This window comes from Streptococcus phocae (genome assembly GCF_001302265.1).
GTDB classification, from domain to species: domain Bacteria; phylum Bacillota; class Bacilli; order Lactobacillales; family Streptococcaceae; genus Streptococcus; species Streptococcus phocae.
In genome coordinates, this window is record NZ_LHQM01000044.1 from 20,923 (window position 1) to 38,004 (window position 17,082).

Annotated in this window: 16 protein-coding genes; 4 read left to right on the plus strand and 12 right to left on the minus strand. The window is 40.9% G+C overall.

The features are described from left to right. Positions 1-187 precede the first annotated feature (187 nt). The 9 genes from gltX to AKK44_RS07715 all read right to left on the minus strand — a co-directional run bounded on the left by gltX (position 188) and on the right by AKK44_RS07715 (position 10,021). Positions 188-1,639 carry a glutamate--tRNA ligase gene (gltX, locus tag AKK44_RS07675; protein ID WP_054279199.1) on the minus strand — a complete coding sequence of 484 codons (1,452 nt, stop codon included), beginning with the start codon at positions 1,637-1,639 and terminating at the stop codon, positions 188-190. Between the two features lie 158 nt (positions 1,640-1,797). Next, positions 1,798-2,511 carry a TIGR00266 family protein gene (locus AKK44_RS07680; RefSeq protein WP_054279200.1) on the minus strand — a complete coding sequence of 238 codons (714 nt, stop codon included), beginning with the start codon at positions 2,509-2,511 and terminating at the stop codon, positions 1,798-1,800. An 88-nt stretch (positions 2,512-2,599) separates the two neighbouring features. Next, on the minus strand, positions 2,600-3,124 hold the full coding sequence (locus AKK44_RS07685; RefSeq protein WP_054279201.1) for a beta-class carbonic anhydrase: 525 nt from the start codon (positions 3,122-3,124) through the stop codon (positions 2,600-2,602). Between the two features lie 85 nt (positions 3,125-3,209). Continuing rightward, positions 3,210-4,571, minus strand: coding sequence for a DNA repair protein RadA (gene radA, locus AKK44_RS07690; protein ID WP_037595591.1), 1,362 nt, complete (start codon positions 4,569-4,571; stop codon positions 3,210-3,212). A 49-nt stretch (positions 4,572-4,620) separates the two neighbouring features. Beyond that, the gene (locus tag AKK44_RS07695) at positions 4,621-5,067 is read right to left on the minus strand and encodes a dUTP diphosphatase (protein WP_037595592.1); all 447 of its coding nucleotides are present in this window, start codon (positions 5,065-5,067) and stop codon (positions 4,621-4,623) included. Between the two features lie 100 nt (positions 5,068-5,167). Continuing rightward, positions 5,168-5,935, minus strand: a complete 768-nt coding sequence (locus AKK44_RS07700) for an epoxyqueuosine reductase QueH (protein ID WP_054279213.1) — start codon at positions 5,933-5,935, stop codon at positions 5,168-5,170. Positions 5,936-6,067: 132 nt separating this feature from the next. Then, positions 6,068-7,864, minus strand: a complete 1,797-nt coding sequence (locus tag AKK44_RS07705) for an ABC transporter ATP-binding protein (protein ID WP_054279202.1) — start codon at positions 7,862-7,864, stop codon at positions 6,068-6,070. Positions 7,865-7,866: 2 nt separating this feature from the next. Beyond that, a complete protein-coding gene (locus AKK44_RS07710) occupies positions 7,867-9,576 on the minus strand; it encodes an ABC transporter ATP-binding protein (protein ID WP_054279203.1) in 1,710 nt (569 codons plus the stop codon). Beyond that, positions 9,569-10,021, minus strand: a complete 453-nt coding sequence (locus AKK44_RS07715) for a MarR family winged helix-turn-helix transcriptional regulator (RefSeq protein ID WP_037595602.1) — start codon at positions 10,019-10,021, stop codon at positions 9,569-9,571. The genes AKK44_RS07710 and AKK44_RS07715 overlap by 8 nt, the downstream gene beginning before the upstream one ends. A 203-nt stretch (positions 10,022-10,224) precedes the next feature. On the opposite strand from AKK44_RS07715, the gene AKK44_RS07720 reads away from it, so the two are divergent. Both AKK44_RS07720 and galU read left to right on the plus strand, forming a co-directional pair. Continuing rightward, complete coding sequence (locus tag AKK44_RS07720; protein ID WP_054279204.1) at positions 10,225-11,241, plus strand: NAD(P)H-dependent glycerol-3-phosphate dehydrogenase; 1,017 nt, start codon at positions 10,225-10,227, stop codon at positions 11,239-11,241. Positions 11,242-11,271: 30 nt separating this feature from the next. Continuing rightward, entirely contained in the window at positions 11,272-12,177 is a 906-nt protein-coding gene (gene galU / locus AKK44_RS07725) for a UTP--glucose-1-phosphate uridylyltransferase GalU (protein WP_054279205.1), read from the plus strand. Positions 12,178-12,194: 17 nt separating this feature from the next. On the opposite strand, the gene AKK44_RS07730 is transcribed toward galU, so the two are convergent. From AKK44_RS07730 to AKK44_RS07740, 3 genes are all read right to left on the minus strand, one after another. After that, positions 12,195-12,872 carry a rhomboid family intramembrane serine protease gene (locus AKK44_RS07730; protein WP_054279206.1) on the minus strand — a complete coding sequence of 226 codons (678 nt, stop codon included), beginning with the start codon at positions 12,870-12,872 and terminating at the stop codon, positions 12,195-12,197. Continuing rightward, on the minus strand, positions 12,869-13,396 hold the full coding sequence (locus AKK44_RS07735) for a 5-formyltetrahydrofolate cyclo-ligase (RefSeq protein WP_054279207.1): 528 nt from the start codon (positions 13,394-13,396) through the stop codon (positions 12,869-12,871). Before AKK44_RS07735 ends, AKK44_RS07730 begins: the two co-directional genes overlap by 4 nt. Positions 13,397-13,666: 270 nt before the next feature. After that, positions 13,667-14,860, minus strand: a complete 1,194-nt coding sequence (locus AKK44_RS07740) for a thioester-forming surface-anchored protein (RefSeq protein ID WP_054279208.1) — start codon at positions 14,858-14,860, stop codon at positions 13,667-13,669. A gap of 358 nt (positions 14,861-15,218) precedes the next feature. On the opposite strand from AKK44_RS07740, the gene AKK44_RS07745 reads away from it, so the two are divergent. Further along, complete coding sequence (locus AKK44_RS07745) at positions 15,219-16,217, plus strand: helix-turn-helix domain-containing protein (RefSeq protein ID WP_054279209.1); 999 nt, start codon at positions 15,219-15,221, stop codon at positions 16,215-16,217. Between the two features lie 61 nt (positions 16,218-16,278). Further along, positions 16,279-16,746, plus strand: coding sequence for a hypothetical protein (locus AKK44_RS07750; RefSeq protein ID WP_161802573.1), 468 nt, complete (start codon positions 16,279-16,281; stop codon positions 16,744-16,746). Positions 16,747-17,082: the final 336 nt, after the last annotated feature.

A 17,082-nucleotide genomic window follows, 5' to 3' on the forward strand; every position in this document is an offset into this window, starting at 1 on the left:
CAATAGACAACAATGTGTAATGAATACTAGTCACTTTTTCTCCTCCTTTCTAGCCTTACTATTTTAGCATATTTTCTACCGAGGACTCTAGTTCTTTTTTCTCAGAATCAATTCTCTATAAGCAAGTGCTTCTTTTAGAGAAAAAGGTCACACGGAAAAACCCTCTTGTAAAACAAGAGGATTTTTATTAGCGTGAAAGCATGTTTGAAAGATGTTCAATAGATTTTTCACGACCAAGTAGATAAATAGTATTTGGCAATTCTGGTCCATGCATCTCACCTGAAACAGCAATACGAATTGGCATAAAGAGATTTTTCCCTTTAATGCCTGTTTCTTTTTGCACAGCCTTGATTTGAGGGAAGATGTTTTCTGGTTTAAAATCGTCATCTGACATAGCTTCTAGCTTAGCTTTGAAGGCTTCTAAAACAGTTGGAACAGTGTCACCTGCCATGATGTCTTTCTCAGCATCAGTCAACTTTGGGAAGTCTGCAAAGAAAAGGTCTGTCAATGGGACAATCTCATCTGCTGATTTTAATTGTGGTTGGTAAAGCTCAACGAGTTTTTCAGCCTTTTCGCTCAAGCGACCTGCTGATTCAAGGAAAGGTTTACACATGGCAAAGACAGTGTCAAAGTCAGCATTTTTCAAGTAATCATTACTCATCCAATCCATTTTTTTCTGGTCAAATGCTGCTGGAGACTTGCTGAGGCGATTCTCGTCAAAAAGATTGATTAACTGCTCGCGAGAAAAGATTTCTTCTTCGCCACCTGGGTTCCAACCAAGCAGGGCAATAAAATTAAATACTGCTTCTGGCATGTAACCTTTTTTGCGGTAATCTTCGATAAACTGCAAAGTATTGGTGTCGCGTTTTGAGAGTTTTTTACCTGTTTCAGAATTAATAATCAAGGTCATGTGACCAAATTCTGGTGCTTCCCAGCCAAGAGCCTCATAAACCATCAATTGTTTTGGCGTATTAGCAATGTGGTCATCACCACGAATCACGTGAGAAATTTGCATGTCATGGTCATCAACTACTACCGCAAAGTTGTAGGTTGGGTAGCCATCTTTTTTCTGGATAACCCAATCACCACCAATATTGCCACCTTCAAATTCGATGTCGCCTTTGACCATATCGGTCCACTTGTAAATGCCTGTTTCATTAACAGCTAGACGAACCGTTGGCATCACTCCAGCAGCCTCGCGCTCAGCAATGTATGCAGCTTTTTCGTCTGCGGTCATGCCGATAAACTCATTGATGTAGCGAGGGGTTTCCCCGGCTGCCTCTTGGCGCTCACGCTCAGCAGCTAGCTCTTCTTCTGTGACATAGGATTTGTAGGCTTTGCCTTCTGCCAATAATTGGTCAATATAGGTTTGGTACAATTCAAGTCGCTCTGATTGGCGATAGTTGTCATGCGTCTCAGGGCTTTCATCCCAGTCCATGCCAAGCCATTTTAAATTTTCTAGCTGAGAACGCTCACCGTCAGCTACATGACGCTTGCGGTCTGTGTCTTCGATACGGATGATAAACGTTCCGCCATGGTGACGAGCATAGAGGTAATTAAAGAGCGCTGTCCGCGCATTTCCGATGTGTAATAAGCCAGTTGGGCTTGGTGCATAACGCACACGAATGGGTTTAGACATGTTATTCTCCTATTATATAGTTCATTGAAAAGGCAGGACAGTCAAATAAGTTACTTAGTTGACACTTCCTTATGGGGAAATCAAAAGATTTCAATCGTTTCTATTATAGCATATCTTGATGACTTAGGTGAAAAAAATCAGCCCTAGACAGGCCGATTTTAAATGTGTTTTTCTGGCAAATATTTGCTTAAAACACTAGAAAATTGTTGCAGGTTTAAACTTTGAAGATAAACATCCCCATAGCCTGTAAAGGTGTTGACGATGCCTTCTCCTGTGCCCACAGATTGAAGCATGTTTCGTTCAATGTGCACGTCATAATCTAGTTCATGACTCCAAGCCACCACATGTGAATTATCAATGGTGATGCTATCACCTTGAAGCGTTATTTTTTTGATGGAGCCAAAAGCATTTGCCAGTAGGGTTCCTTCACCTTGGGTTTGCATGATAAACAGTCCCCCTTGGCCAGCAAACAAGGCTTTTCCAACAGATTGACGCTTCATTTCGTAATGAGCAGTCCCATCAAGAGCTAAGAAGGCACCATCGTTTAAACAATACTGATTAGTCCCTAACTCAAGGGCAATCACTTCTCCAGGCATAGAAGGCGCTAGGGCTAACTTGCCACTTTCATTTGATGCCATGGCCTTGGTGATAAACATAGACTCTCCAGAGACCATGGACCTGCCAATTGCTCCTATGACCTTGCCAAATCCTGAGCCTTTGCTATTTAAATGAGTCGAAAGGGTAACAGATGGCGTGTGATAAACCATACTTCCTTTTTGAAGAAAGACTGACTGTCCCATGTCTAAGTCGATTTCAACCAAAGGAAATTGCATGTCACTGTTGATCTGATACGTAATGGCTTTTTCTACCATGGTCGCCTCCTTGTATTTGTGGGTTTTGATAGTTTCAGTATAGCTATTTTCCTAGAGCTTGTCCACTCTTTTTGTAAGCGATACCTAATTATTCAAACCTCTCAGAATTCTTTTCATTGTCTGAAACAACCGTCATGCGACCTGTGTCCACGTCATATACAGCACCATTAATCACCACATCCTCTGGAATGAGAGGAGAGTTTTTGAGGAGAGCCATGTCTTGTCTGACACTTTTTTCTACATCCGTAAACGGTAAAAAATCTTGACCAGACACGTCTACACCCAGTGTTTGTTGAATGTGTTGTGCAAAGGCTTCGTTTGTAAAGGTCTGTGCGCCACAGTCGGTATGGTGTAAAACCATAATTTCGCGTGTTCCCATCTGCTGCTGAGAAATCACCAACGAACGGATCATGTCCTCGGTGACTCGACCACCAGCGTTACGTAAAATATGAGCATCTCCCAATGCCAGTCCCAAAGCTTGAGCCACGTGTAAACGCGAATCCATACAAGTGACAATAGCAACCTTGGTCTTTGGTTTAAGCGGGAGGTGGGCTGTCCCATGCAAGGTAACATAGGCTTTATTAGCAGATACAAAAGCTTCAAAATATGACATGTGTTTCTCCTTATGGGCCATAGGGCCTACTGGCTGTTAGGGATTCTAGTGGAAATTTCTGCTGGATTGGTAACAATTAACGCAACTACTGAAAAACAGCCTGCAAAACGTCACCAACAGTCGCCACTCCAATGACTTTAATGCCTTTAGGCACATCAATCCCTTGTAATGAATTTTTGGGAGCATAAATCTTGGTAAAGCCTAGTTTAGCTGCCTCATTGATGCGTTGTTCAATGCGGGTTACTCGGCGAATCTCACCAGTCAAACCAATCTCACCCAGGAAAGCTTCCTGCGGATTGGTTGGCTTTTCTTTGTAGCTTGATGCAATTGCCACTGCCACCGATAAGTCAATTGCAGGCTCATCCAGTTTTACCCCTCCAGCTGATTTGAGGTAGGCGTCTTGATTTTGCAACAACAGTCCGCACCGCTTTTCCAAAACAGCCATAATAAGACTAACACGGTTAAAATCAAGCCCCGTTGTGGTTCGTCTGGCATTTCCAAAAACCGTTGGGGTTACCAGGCATTGAACCTCTGCTAGAATAGGACGACTTCCTTCCATGGTAACCACGACAGCTGACCCTGTTGCTCCGTCTAGACGCTCTTCCATAAATACTTGGCTAGGGTTTAAAACCTCGACAAGTCCTCCAGATTGCATCTCAAAGATTCCAATTTCATTGGTCGAACCAAAGCGGTTTTTCACTGCCCGAAGAATTCTAAAGGTGTGATGCCGTTCTCCTTCAAAGTACAAGACAGTGTCAACCATATGCTCTAACATCCGTGGTCCAGCCAAGGTCCCTTCCTTGGTCACATGTCCCACAATAAAGGTGGCAATTTTGTTGGTCTTGGCTAGCTGCATCAATTCGGCGGTGACTTCTCTAACTTGGCTGACAGACCCCTGCACCCCTGTAATATCTGGGCTCATAATGGTCTGAATAGAGTCAATAATCAAAAAATCAGGCTGAATTTTTTCGATTTCAGCACGCACATGTTGCATATTAGTTTCAGCATAGAGGTAAAATTCATTATCAATCTCACCCAGTCGCTCACTGCGCAATTTGATTTGCTCTGCAGATTCCTCACCAGATACATAAAGAACTGTTCCCTTGTCTGCTAATTGGGTGGACACCTGCAACAACAAGGTTGACTTGCCTATGCCTGGGTCTCCACCAATCAGGATAAGACTTCCTGGAACCACGCCCCCACCTAGCACACGATTAAACTCTTCCATATCCGTTTGGGTACGGCTATAGTTGATATTATCCACGTCTTTTAGTTTGATAGGTTTGCTTTTTTCACCGGTCAGGCTGACACGCGCATTTTTAACTTCCTTGACTTCGACTTCTTCGACAAAAGAAGACCAAGCCGAGCAATTCGGGCAACGCCCTAGGTATTTGGGTGACTGATAGCCACATTCTTGACATAAAAATCTTGCTTTTTTCTTAGCTATGGTATCTTTCCTCCTTGGTATGAGCTAGGCTACGCTAGATACAGGAAGCTTACTGACCTGTCGAGCCAAAACCACCCGTTCTAGGACCCCCTGCCTGGTCTGCGTCTGCTACTAGATACGGCATAAACACTCCCTGAGCAATACGGTCTCCAACCTCCAAAATAACTGTCTGATTGGTGATGTTTTTCATTTGAGCAAAGATGTGACCTTCATTTGCCTCGTTATTATAGTAATCGCCATCAATCACACCAACAGAGTTGATTAAGACAATGCCTTTTTTACGAGGATTGCTTGAGCGGTCAAACAGGTACAAAATTTCACCATCTTGCATGTAGGCCTTAACGCCCGTTGGTACCAGTTTGATTTCTCCTGGTTCAAGCTGAGTGGTCTCAGCCACCTTTAAATCATACCCTGCAGCATGAGCGGTTTCTCTCTTCGGTAAAAGCGTTTCATCTGTAAACGTTGAGACAAGCTCAAAACCTCTTATTTTCGTCATTTTATTACCTTGGAACACTCGTTCCCTTATCCTTTTTTAGTTATCTGTTCTGTTAGTTATTCGTAAACAAAGCCCAAATCATCTCACCAGTAGCTATGGACTAGAGTTCTTTCCCTGCATAGCTAAAACGAATCTGTGGGAAATCCTTGGTTAAGTCCTTGTCTTGCATAAAGGCTTGGGCATCTTTTTTGACTTGAACCAGATCAATCCCTTGTATTTTAGCTGCGTACACACATCCACAATAACACTGGCGGTAAATGTCATACTCGTCACACATCTCAACCGACCTGCGATAACCATTGTTTTTCTTGAAATCACTAGGGAGGTATTTGGTGGTGTAAACTTTTTGCACGTCAATGCCAACGTCATTGATGGTTTTTGAGTTTTTATGTGGGCTAATGGTCAAGGCGCTCGCAAAATAGTCAAAGCCAAGCTCAACCGCTTTTTGTGCGGTCTTATCTAGTCGATAGTCAAAGCAAACCTTGCACCTATCGCCACCTTCTGGTTCTTCTTCCAAGCCACGAACCTTACGCACGTACTCATTAGGAACATAGTCTGCCTCAATAAAGGAAACCGACTGTCCGGTTTTTTCGTTGAAATCTGAAATAAATTGCTGCGTGACATAGGCCCTACGATGATACTCGTCCTTAGGATGGATGTTGGAGTTGGCAAAATAGACCGTAATGTCTGCATATTGGGTCAAATACTCCAGAGTATAAGTTGAACACGGCGCGCAACAAACATGCATCAAAATCTTTGGCCTTACTGCTTCTTTGGCCCAGGACTTTGTCATTTGTTGCATGACACGGTCATAGTTTATTTTCTGATTAGGATTCATCTTGTCTAGAATCTCTTGTAAATCAATCATCTCACGTCCACTTTCTTTCATCAGTTCTTCCTATTATAGCATATCCATTTACAAGGTAAACCAGAAGAAAACTCAAAACCTTTCTTTACCTATTATCCGCTAGACCAAAAAAGCCCTAAAGGGCTTTTAAGGTTATTCAAAAACAAATTGATTATGGTAGAGCTCTGAATAAAAGCCTTTTTGCCGTAATAATTGGTGATGATTGCCCTGTTCGATGACCTTGCCATCTTTTAAAACAATAATCTCATCTGCATTTAAAATGGTTTTAAGACGATGTGCAATGACAAAGCTGGTCCGTCCTGAAACAACAACCTCCATGGCTTTTTGGATTTTGCTTTCTGTGACCGTGTCCACATTTGAGGTAGCCTCGTCTAAAATCAGAACCTGAGGGTCTGTTAACAGTGTCCGAGCGATAGAAATCAGCTGTTTTTGCCCTGTAGAAAAGACGTTGTCATCGTCAGAGACGTGCGTGTCATATCCGTCTGGTAAGGTCATGATAAACTCATGAATATGGGTTGCACGCGCAGCTTCTTCGATATCCTTTTGACTCGCTGTTGGTTTTCCAAAACAAATATTATCTGCGATAGTACCTGAAAACAAGACGGACTCTTGCAAAACAATCCCAACATTTTGGCGTAGGCTATCGAGATCATAGTTTCTGATGTCTTGCCCATCAAAAGTAATGACACCCGAATCAACATCGTAAAAACGATTCAGTAGGTTCATGATTGTGGTCTTACCAGAGCCTGTTGGCCCCACCACTGCAACCATTTTGCCCTTGGGAGCCCAGATGGAAACATCAGATAAGACCTTTTGCCCTGGGAGATATCCAAAGTCGACATGTTTAATGGCAACGCCTTGGGTCAGGGTGTTGAAAAGAGGGGCGTTTTGAGGGCGTACCTCTTCTGGCTCATCAAGCATTTCCTGGATACGACTAGCTCCTGTAAATGCTAGTTGTAACTCACCCCAGCTAGAAGCAATCTGCATGATGGGTTGATAATACTGTTGCGAATACTGCACGAAGGTCACTACTAAACCAAGGGCAGCGGCTGATGACATTGACTTGTCATTAAGAACAATCGTAGACCCTAGAAAAATGACAACAGCCGTATTAATCAGGCTCATGCCATTCATCACTGGAAAAAGAAGCCCTGCAAACAGACGTCCCTTAAAGGTAGCTTTACGCACCTTTTCATTGTGCTCAATAAACCCTTCGATAGTTTCATCTTGAATGCCTTGAACAATGACTGCTTTTTGTCCTGAAATGGTCTCATCCATATAAGCATTTAAGGCACCGACTTCTTTTTGCTGAATGTTGGTGTACTTACGCGCCAAGGTGACAATGATGACTAAAAAAATCAAAGCAATTGGCGTTGACGCTACCGTTATCCAAGCAAGGCGAACATCTTGGCGGAACATCATCCAAACCAGACCAATATAAAGAGAGATATTGGTCAATACTTGAATCAAGGATTGGTTCATCGAATTTTGGATGTTATCCAAATCGCTAGTAAAACGAGATAAAATCGCGCCGTCCTTATGGCTATCAAAAAATGACACTGTTAAGCGTTCCATTTTTCCAAATAGCCCCTTACGCATGCGGTTAGTTGAATAAGAAATAATGCGTGTAAATAACAGACTATATATCAAATTAGCCAGCACGGTAAACAGATAGGTCAAAGCCAATTTGAACATTACCCCTGTAAAAGGGCTAAGTGAGGGTGCCACAAAGGCTTGACCCGTCGCTTGACTAATAGCCTTGGCTTGGTGATAGGTCTGTGCCCACTGGCCTAACTCTGCCAGAGATTGCCCTAAAAACACTGGAGCCTTGACCTGCAAGTAAGTTGCTGACACAATAGCGACTAGGATAAACAAAAATGAAAGCCGGTAACGTTTAACGTAAAACCAAAAAAATCTTGCTGTTTTCATTACTAGTCCTCCTCCTTGCCTTTTTGTGTTTCATAAATTTCACGATAGGTTGCATTTGACGCAATTAATTCTGCGTGAGTCCCTTGGCCAATCAACTGACCATCGTCCAATACTAAAATCTTGTCTGCTTTAATCACTGATGCAATTTTTTGAGCCACAATCACAATGGTCATGTCCTTGAGCTCTTTTGCTAAGGCGTCTTGCACCAATTTTTCAGACTTGGCATCCAAGGCGGATGTTGAATCGTCTAACACCAAGAGTTTGGGTTGATTAATAATCCCACGTGCAATGGATAAACGTTGTTTTTGTCCTCCTGAAAAATTGTTGCCTCGTTCTTCGACTTGACTGTTGTAGCTAGCCTCCATACGGTCTATAAACTCACTAGCCTGTGCGATTCGAGCTGCATTTTCTAATGCTAAATGGTCCGCAGAAGCATCTCCTTGACGAATATTTTCAGCAATTGTCCCTGAAAAAAGAGTGGCTTTTTGTAAAACAATTGATACTGTTTGCCTTAACGTTTCCTGACTAAGGCTTGTTAGGTCCTTACCTCCTAGGAGAATGCGTCCTTTTTGAGGGTCAAACAAGCGGGGGATTAATTGCGCTATAGTTGATTTTCCTGACCCCGTCGCTCCCACAATACCAATCATTTGCCCTGGTTCCACGCTAAACGAAATGTCTTTTAAAGTAGGCTCACTCTCGTTAGGATAGGTAAAACTGACATTGTCAAACACCAAGCTACCTGTTAAATCCTCCACTTGATGAGTTGTGAAGGTCATGGCAGGTTCGGTGTCTAAGATTTCATTAATCCGACGAATAGAGGCAAATGCTCGACTGGCTTGCATTCCCATAAAGCCAACCATCATAATGGCAAAACTAATCTGACCCATATATGTCATAAATGACGCGATGCTTCCAATAACGGTTGGATCTGTTTTGACCATGCCAGAGATCAGAAAAATCGACACGTAAATAGCCAGATAAGAAACCAACATCAACCCAGGTTGCATCAATGAAAAGCCATAACCAATAAATAAATTCAGGTTTAATAACTTGTCAGAAGTTTCTTTGAAGATGTCATATTGTTGCGTTTCTTGAACAAACGATTTAACCACTCGAACACCGCGCAGATTTTCCTTAGCAATACGGTTGATGGTATCCATGAGTTGTTGAAAGATTCTAAACCGTGGAATCATTTGTCGCATAACCATCCCAATAATCAGACCAATCAATAACACCATTACAACCAAAACCCACCACAACTCTGGCAAGGTACGAATGGCTAAAATAAAGGCACCAATAAAAATGAGTGGCAAGCGAAACAGTATTTGAAAAATCATCATCACCAAGTTTTGAATTTGATTGACATCATTAGTCATCCGCACAACCAGATTTCCCGCATTAAAGGCTTCAATATTGGCATAGGAAAAACCTTGAATTTTTCGAAACGTCTGCTCACGTATATCCGCAGAAGCTCCTTGAGCAATTTTTGCTGACAAGACTGTGTTAAGAGCCCCTGCAACAAGTCCAATCCCTGCAATAATAACTAACCAATAGCCCACCTGCCCGATTCGGTTTTGGTCGTTTGCTATGACCGCTCCTAAAATCTCTTTGAGAAAATAGGGCTGTAAAAGAGCACTCGCAACCACGGCTCCTGTCATGAGTAATGACAAGGCTGCGTACCATTTGTAGCGCATAATAGCTGTTTTAAGCATGCGTATCTCCTCCTTTGTACATCTGTATGTTTTGTTTGAGTTGTGTTATGACTGCTTTGACTGTATCTAGGTCTTTTTTAGTGATATCTTTTAGAAAATACCCTTCCATCGCTGCCCGACATTCTTTGAGCAAGGGAATCTTTTGTCGTCCTGACTCTGTTAAGACCACTTGTTTATAACGTTTGTCCTCACGAGAGGCAATCACTTGAATAAAGCCATTTTTTTCCATGCGCTTGACCAGATTACTCGTCACAGACTTAGATATTTGCAGCCGCTTTTCAATATCTTTGACAAATATTTCCTTGTTTTCGTGCTGCTCCAAAAAAACAAGCACATGCCCTTGAGGGCCTGCAAGGTGTTCAATATCATATTTTCTAGCCATTTCCTCACCGATTTGCTCAATGTGATGGGTCAGTTCACGAAGATCAGCGATTAGTTTTGTCATCTGGTAACTCCTTAGTTTTCATGGTAACTATAATAGTTCTCTTAAGAACTATTGTCAATTAAAAAGCTCTGATTTTTTAAATATCAGCCTTGCTTTTCCAAGCCATTTGGCATCAAAAAGCCCAAGACAGCCTAGCTTTTCTAATAGAGTTCGCTTTCTTCTTGTGATATAATAAGGTGATTAGCTCTTAAAGGAGAACAAAAATGACGAAACAAAAAATCGCTGTCTTAGGTCCTGGTTCTTGGGGAACCGCCCTGTCACAGGTCCTAAACGACAATGGCCATGACGTTCGATTATGGGGCAACACCCCCGAACAGATTGAGGAAATCAATACAACACATACCAACAAACGCTACTTTAAAGATGTGGTCTTAGCTGATAGCATCAAAGCCACCCTTGACTTAAAAGAGGCCTTGGCAGAGGTAGACGCCGTGCTGTTTGTGGTTCCAACTAAAGTAACCCGCCTTGTTGCCAAGCAAGTAGCTGAAACGCTTGACCATAAAGTTGTGATCATGCACGCTTCAAAAGGATTGGAGCCGGGTAGCCACGAGCGCCTCTCAACCATCTTAGAAGAGGAAATCCCTGCTCATCGACGCAGTGAAATCGTTGTGGTTTCTGGACCAAGTCACGCCGAAGAAACCATTGTACGAGACATCACTCTCATCACCGCGGCATCTAAGGATTTAGAAACTGCTAAATATGTCCAAACCCTCTTTAGCAACCATTATTTTCGCTTATACACCAATACCGATGTAATTGGCGTTGAAACAGCTGGTGCACTTAAAAACATTATCGCCGTTGGTGCTGGAGCCCTTCACGGACTGGGTTATGGTGACAATGCCAAAGCAGCCGTTATCACTCGTGGTCTAGCTGAAATCACTAGATTAGGGGTCAAGCTAGGGGCTGATCCATTGACCTACAGTGGCTTGTCTGGTGTGGGGGACTTGATTGTCACAGGAACTTCTGTGCATTCACGTAATTGGCGTGCCGGTAATGCCTTGGGTCGTGGCGAAAAGCTTCCAGACATTGAGCGCAATATGGGGATGGTTATTGAAGGAATTTCAACCACAAAAGTAGCCTACGAAATCGCTCAAGAGCTAGGTGTCTACATGCCTATTACCACAGCTATTTATAAGGCCATCTACGAAGATGCCGATATCAAAGAAAGCATTTTAGGCATCATGTCCAATGAATTTCGTGCTGAAAACGAGTGGCATTAAGCACTATTTAATGAGAAAGAGAGCCTACTAATGACCAAAGTTAGAAAAGCCATTATTCCTGCTGCAGGTCTTGGCACACGGTTTTTACCTGCTACCAAAGCCCTCGCCAAAGAGATGTTGCCTATCGTTGATAAGCCAACCATCCAATTTATTGTCGAAGAAGCCTTGAAATCAGGCATCGAGGAGATATTGGTGGTCACTGGAAAATCAAAGCGTTCCATTGAAGACCACTTTGATTCTAATTTTGAATTAGAATACAACTTAAAAGTCAAGGGCAAAACAGAGCTGCTAAAACTAGTTGATGAGACCACTTCCATTAATCTCCATTTCATTCGTCAAAGCCATCCTCGCGGACTAGGTGATGCTGTCTTACAGGCCAAGGCCTTTGTTGGTAAGGAGCCATTCGTGGTTATGCTTGGAGATGACCTAATGGACATCACAGACCCTGGTGCCAAGACCCTAACCAAACAGCTGATTGATGATTACGACAGCACCCACGCGTCAACCATTGCCGTAATGAAAGTGCCTCACGAAGACGTCTCAAATTACGGTGTTATCGCCCCTCAAGGAAAATCAGTCAAAGGTCTCTACAGTGTGGATACCTTTGTTGAAAAACCAGACCCTAAGGATGCACCAAGCGACCTTGCTATTATTGGACGCTACCTACTAACGCCTGAAATTTTTAGCATCTTAGAAAACCAAGGACCCGGTGCTGGAAATGAAATACAATTGACCGATGCCATCGACACGCTCAATAAAACACAGCGCGTTTTTGCTCGTGAGTTCAAAGGCAAGCGCTATGATGTTGGAGACAAGTTTGGTTTTATGAAGACATCGATTGACTACGCCCTAGAGCACGCACAAGTCAAAGATGACCTCACCAACTACATTATCGAACTAGGTAAAAGACTCGCGTCAGAAACTAAAAAAAGTTGAGCACATGCTCAACTTTTTTAACGCCATCCCAATAAACTATCTATCAAAATAAGCAATAATAAAACTAAATAACCTAAAAAAGCCAGAAACCGTTGCCCTTTTGAAAAAGGACTCTCGAGCAACTGATTGCTCAGAGCGATACCACCTAAAAACCCTCCTAGGATACCTCCCAAGTGCCCTGCCAGGCTAACATTTGGCATGAACAGATTCATCACTAAATTAAGACCAATCAAGGTTTGGTAGGTTTTCCCCAGAGCTTTTAGTGCTTGATTTTTCCCAAAAGCTCCTAACACGATAATCGCTGCAAACAGACCAAACAAGGAGGTCGAGGCTCCTGCCGCTACTGTGTTGGGGGTCGCCCATAAGGTTAAGGCATTCCCCATGACCCCTGACATCATGTAAAGTAGTAAAAACTGTCTGGATCCCCAGATGTCTTCAGCCATTTGACCGACAAAATAAAGGGTTAAGGCATTAACAAAAAAATGGCTAAAACCAATATGGACAAAAATAGGGGTTACTAATCGCCAAAGCTCGCTCGGCATAGCTTTGACTGCTAACCCAAACATGCCTCCGAACTCATAAATAACTGGAGACGTTGTGGCCAGACTTCCATATAACACTTGCATCAATAGAAAAACAAAACTGGTCAAGATTGATAGAAATAAAGTAACTGGGTATCTTTTTAACATCATCATCTGCAAAATATCTCCTTGACTGCAATATCGTGGGTATGGGCCTCAAAATCTCGTAATTGGCAGTCATAAATCGTACTTATCGTATCGCCCTCATAATCGGCTAAATACCTGTCGTAATAGCCACCGCCGTACCCAATACGATAGCCTTTATTATTAAACACAACACCTGGCACATGAACCACATCAATCGCTGTTTTGGGCACTTCCAGAGAACTCCTTGGCTCTAAGACACCAAATGAACTCCGTTGCACATCTGTTGGTTGGTATGAGACAAAAATCATTTTTCCTTTTGGAAAAGCCTTTGGCACTAAAATGGTTTTGCCATCTTTTTGCGCCTGATTGATAAGAAATTCGGTGTCATACTCGTGTGGCATGGCTAAATAAGTCGCTATTGTTTTTGCTTTTTGATAAGCAGAGCTTTCCACAAAATCAGCTAGCAAGGCTAAATCTTTTTGGCGTTTGACCTCTAGTTCCAAACCTTTCAATAACGGTAAAACGAGGTGTCGATAGTCTTTTTTTAACATGTCCTTATCATAACACAAATACCAAACAAGATTCAAGGCAGACTCGCTGGACAGTTTTTATTAAGAAAAGTTTAAGCTTTTTGCGCTATACTATATGTATCCTAAATAGCGGTTAACATCTAACCGTTGGAAAAATGAGGTTACCTTATTTTCCCTTTTCATAAATCTCCAAGATACCTTTGCTAAAAGGTGTCATCCTTTAGTTAAAAAAGCACTCTCTGTTATGTTAGCAGAGAGTGCTTTTTTGATAAGAAGACAAATCACTTTGTCTTAATGTTCTCGTTTACGGTTAAGGAAAAATCCAAGACCAAGAGTTGTTAATAACATCATGCCAAATGTTGCTAGCGAGCTAGGTGTTTCATTCGTTTTTGGTAATGACTTCATTGATTTAGAAGCCATTAAAGGTGTTTTACTACCTTTAGTGATATTTTTTTCTTGCTTTACTGTCGTGTTAGTGCCAAGAGGCTGTGGGGATGGCACTGTTTGATTTTGAGAGTCTTGAGCAATAGTTACATCAGTTTGCCCCTGGTTGCTTTGAGTGTCAGTTTCCCCAGATTCACCCTTGTCATCTTTAGGTCCTGGAATACCTTTCTCGCCTTGAACTCCTGGTTCACCCTTGTCGCCTTTAGGTCCTGGAATACCGGGTTTACCTTCTTTTCCATGCTTTATGAGTTCTTGACAAATCTTGACATCATCATTATTAAAGACATTATCATTATTTTTATCTTTATAAACAATGATCATCACTCCGTCGTCAGTTAGCTGCAAATCAATTTTGAGACAGTCACATGAATCGTCTGGAGTTAGTGATGGAACATCACTCTTAGGAATCAGTGTAGAGCCAAGAAGATTTTGATATTTTGTATATCCGTCTTTATGGATATACAAATCTAACGTTTTGTTAGATTCGATGTGATTTTCTTCAATTAGATACTGAAAAGCTTTTTGTTCGTTTATATTTAAACTGGTGTGTAATATCGATTGAGGGTCTGTTAGACTATCACTAAAATACCAAACAGCTAACTGTGTCACTTTTCTAGCCGACTCTTCAGTAATTTGAAATTGAGAAAGATCGCTTGTTGGATATCCTTTACTTAAAACAGAAACTAAGGATTTCTCGATGTCGTCTACCTTTCTTGGTTTGTTAGCTTTACTTTGAAATAGATTCTTAGTTCCTGTTATCTTATCATAAATAGGTAAATCTTCTGGTTTTTTAGCATTACTCTCCCAGTTTGTTGACCAATCTAAATTTCTATTGAAACAGTATACTACAGTATCTCGTTTTCTTTGACTTTCAGTAATAGGTGTTGCATATAAAAAGAACGGTGATTCTGATCTACTATCTATATCATTCCACCCATAATACTGTTCTGCTAAAACTCTAGCTGATCCTCCAATAAAGCTACCCGACATGACGATACAGGCCGCTGAGGTTGCCATCATTTTTTTCAATCCCTTATTCAATTTCTCTCTCCTTATGAAATGTTTGTTTTCTTTCTCTGAAATATCATAGCACATTATCGATAGCACTGAAGCTTTTCAAAGGGCATTTCTCTCCCTAAAACTTAATAATGCAGTTTCTCATTTTGGTATTATAAAACTTATTTTTCTGATAATTTATATATATATTCTGTTTTATTCCCTTTTTATTGTATTTATTCCTGTTTTTTTAGAATTTTATTAATATTAATTCGCTACATCAGATAGTTCTCAATATTAAAAGAAAATAAAATTATTTTCAGAAAATAATTGAATTGACTTTTCATCTAGATTCGATAGAATAGCTAAAATCAGACAAAATAATTTAAGGAGAGAAATTACTTTGTTAGACAACTACTTAGAGTCAAATATCATCGATCAAAAAAACATTTTAGCCATCTTGTTAGCCGACACCAACACCTCGCTTGATAAAATATGTGCCAAAACCCACCTAAGTCCTAAACAAGTGAAACATTACATCATTCAGATGAATAATCTGTTTCAAAAGTCATTGCAAATTACCATTACTAAAACAAAAGTTTGTTGTCACACCAGCCAAGCTTCTAAAAAAACCTTATTTAATGATATTTTTTCCCTATCAGACACGCTAAAACTGTTGCGATTTTTATTGATAGAAACAAAACAACGCAAATCTATATCAAGCTTTACGCGGCGTCATTTTATCTCCTTGTCAAAGGCTTATCGCCTCATTGACAAGCTCAAAAATTACTTGCAGGCAATTGGTTTAACAATTGATCATTATCAAATCGTTGGCGAAGAATTCCGTATTCGTTATTTGATTGCCTTGCTTCATAAAAAATACGGCATCATGATTTATAGCATAACAGCAACAGATATTGAGATTATTAATTCTTTTGTCCTATCTCCACGCAAACCTTGTGCTGCCAAACCTCTAGATGAATCCTTTCTTTTCTTCCATATCCCGCTGATGTTATCTTGGAAACGTCAACATTACTGCGTCTCTTTACCTGAACTGCCTTTGTTTAATCTTTTAAAAGCATTACCAATTTTTGAAAACCTAAAATACTATGTTGAAAAGGAATTGCAAGATCACACAAAGCTAACGTTTCATGATGGTGATTTTGACTACCTCTATTTAATCTACCTAACCAGCGATAATTCATTTCTCACAAACCATTGGACCAAAGAACATGTGCAACTGTTAGAAGGGGTCATCGAGGAGCACTCTCACTACCGTGAGCTCATTTCAGAGGTAGAGTGGGCACTAGGAAATCACTTTAGCATAAACCCTCGCACGCTTTGGACTCGTCTCCTTATTTCGAAAATCCATCTTTGGGTTACAGACCATTATCTGCTTTGACGATTATTATTCCTGTCATTATCACGGTAATCCTCTGCTCTTTGAAAAACTCAGTCAGCAGGTGAAACAGTGGCTTTCCAGTATGGGAGAATACCATGATATTAGTCCAGCTTATTTGCAACTGCTTTGCCTTCATTTAGAACATGCCATTGAGTCTTCACTGCATCCGCTACAAATTCTTATCATAGAGGATAATCATATTATTGGTGATATTATCACCAGATTTATCAGTCTCAATATCCCTTCACACAAGATCGTCGTTTCACGACAGAATATGTTGCTAGAACCTAACTTTCATAGTTATTCTGATGCTCATTTAGTGATTACAAGCAAAGAACTCATTCATCACATCAAAAATCATCTAAAACTACCTGGCAACCTACCTGTAATAGGCATCAGTTTAGATAATATTCACGCACAACGTGACACTTTAGTCAATCATATCCTACGACTCCACCAAGAGCACTATCAAGTTTTATTAAATAGTTTGTTTGCCAAACCGTCAAAATCAAAAAAAGTCAAGAAATAATATTTCCTTGACTTTTTGTTTGGGTAAATTCTCCCAGTAGCTATTTAAAGTTTTTTTTGCTTTGTTCTATCCATAAAATCCATTTCAAGCAGATTTCGATTGGTAACTTTATACTGAGGTTTAAAGAGATCTACTGATAAGAGTAAACTTTTTAGGACGACCAATACACAGAAACTAGAATGACCGCGTCATCCAAGCAACCAATAATCGCATTGACGTCAAACTAAAAAGACTTAATCCTGTACCATGCAGGACTAAGTCTGTTATAAAATATTTGGATTAGTAACAAGGATTCGTTAAGAAACTCTCGCTATTTCGGCTCTATAATTTCTGTAG

Excerpts from the sequence above, each read along its gene's own strand:
- AKK44_RS07720 (WP_054279204.1), top strand. The coding sequence starts at position 10,225 with ATGACGAAACAAAAAATCGCTGTCTTAGGTCCTGGTTCTTGGGGAACC.
- AKK44_RS07695 (WP_037595592.1), bottom strand. The coding sequence starts at position 5,067 with ATGACGAAAATAAGAGGTTTTGAGCTTGTCTCAACGTTTACAGATGAA.
- gltX (WP_054279199.1), bottom strand. The coding sequence starts at position 1,639 with ATGTCTAAACCCATTCGTGTGCGTTATGCACCAAGCCCAACTGGCTTA.
- AKK44_RS07685 (WP_054279201.1), bottom strand. The coding sequence starts at position 3,124 with ATGTCATATTTTGAAGCTTTTGTATCTGCTAATAAAGCCTATGTTACC.
- AKK44_RS07735 (WP_054279207.1), bottom strand. The coding sequence starts at position 13,396 with ATGTTAAAAAAAGACTATCGACACCTCGTTTTACCGTTATTGAAAGGT.
- AKK44_RS07705 (WP_054279202.1), bottom strand. The coding sequence starts at position 7,864 with ATGAAAACAGCAAGATTTTTTTGGTTTTACGTTAAACGTTACCGGCTT.
- AKK44_RS07710 (WP_054279203.1), bottom strand. The coding sequence starts at position 9,576 with ATGCTTAAAACAGCTATTATGCGCTACAAATGGTACGCAGCCTTGTCA.
- AKK44_RS07730 (WP_054279206.1), bottom strand. The coding sequence starts at position 12,872 with ATGATGATGTTAAAAAGATACCCAGTTACTTTATTTCTATCAATCTTG.
- AKK44_RS07715 (WP_037595602.1), bottom strand. The coding sequence starts at position 10,021 with ATGACAAAACTAATCGCTGATCTTCGTGAACTGACCCATCACATTGAG.
- galU (WP_054279205.1), top strand. The coding sequence starts at position 11,272 with ATGACCAAAGTTAGAAAAGCCATTATTCCTGCTGCAGGTCTTGGCACA.
- AKK44_RS07700 (WP_054279213.1), bottom strand. The coding sequence starts at position 5,935 with ATGATTGATTTACAAGAGATTCTAGACAAGATGAATCCTAATCAGAAA.
- AKK44_RS07680 (WP_054279200.1), bottom strand. The coding sequence starts at position 2,511 with ATGGTAGAAAAAGCCATTACGTATCAGATCAACAGTGACATGCAATTT.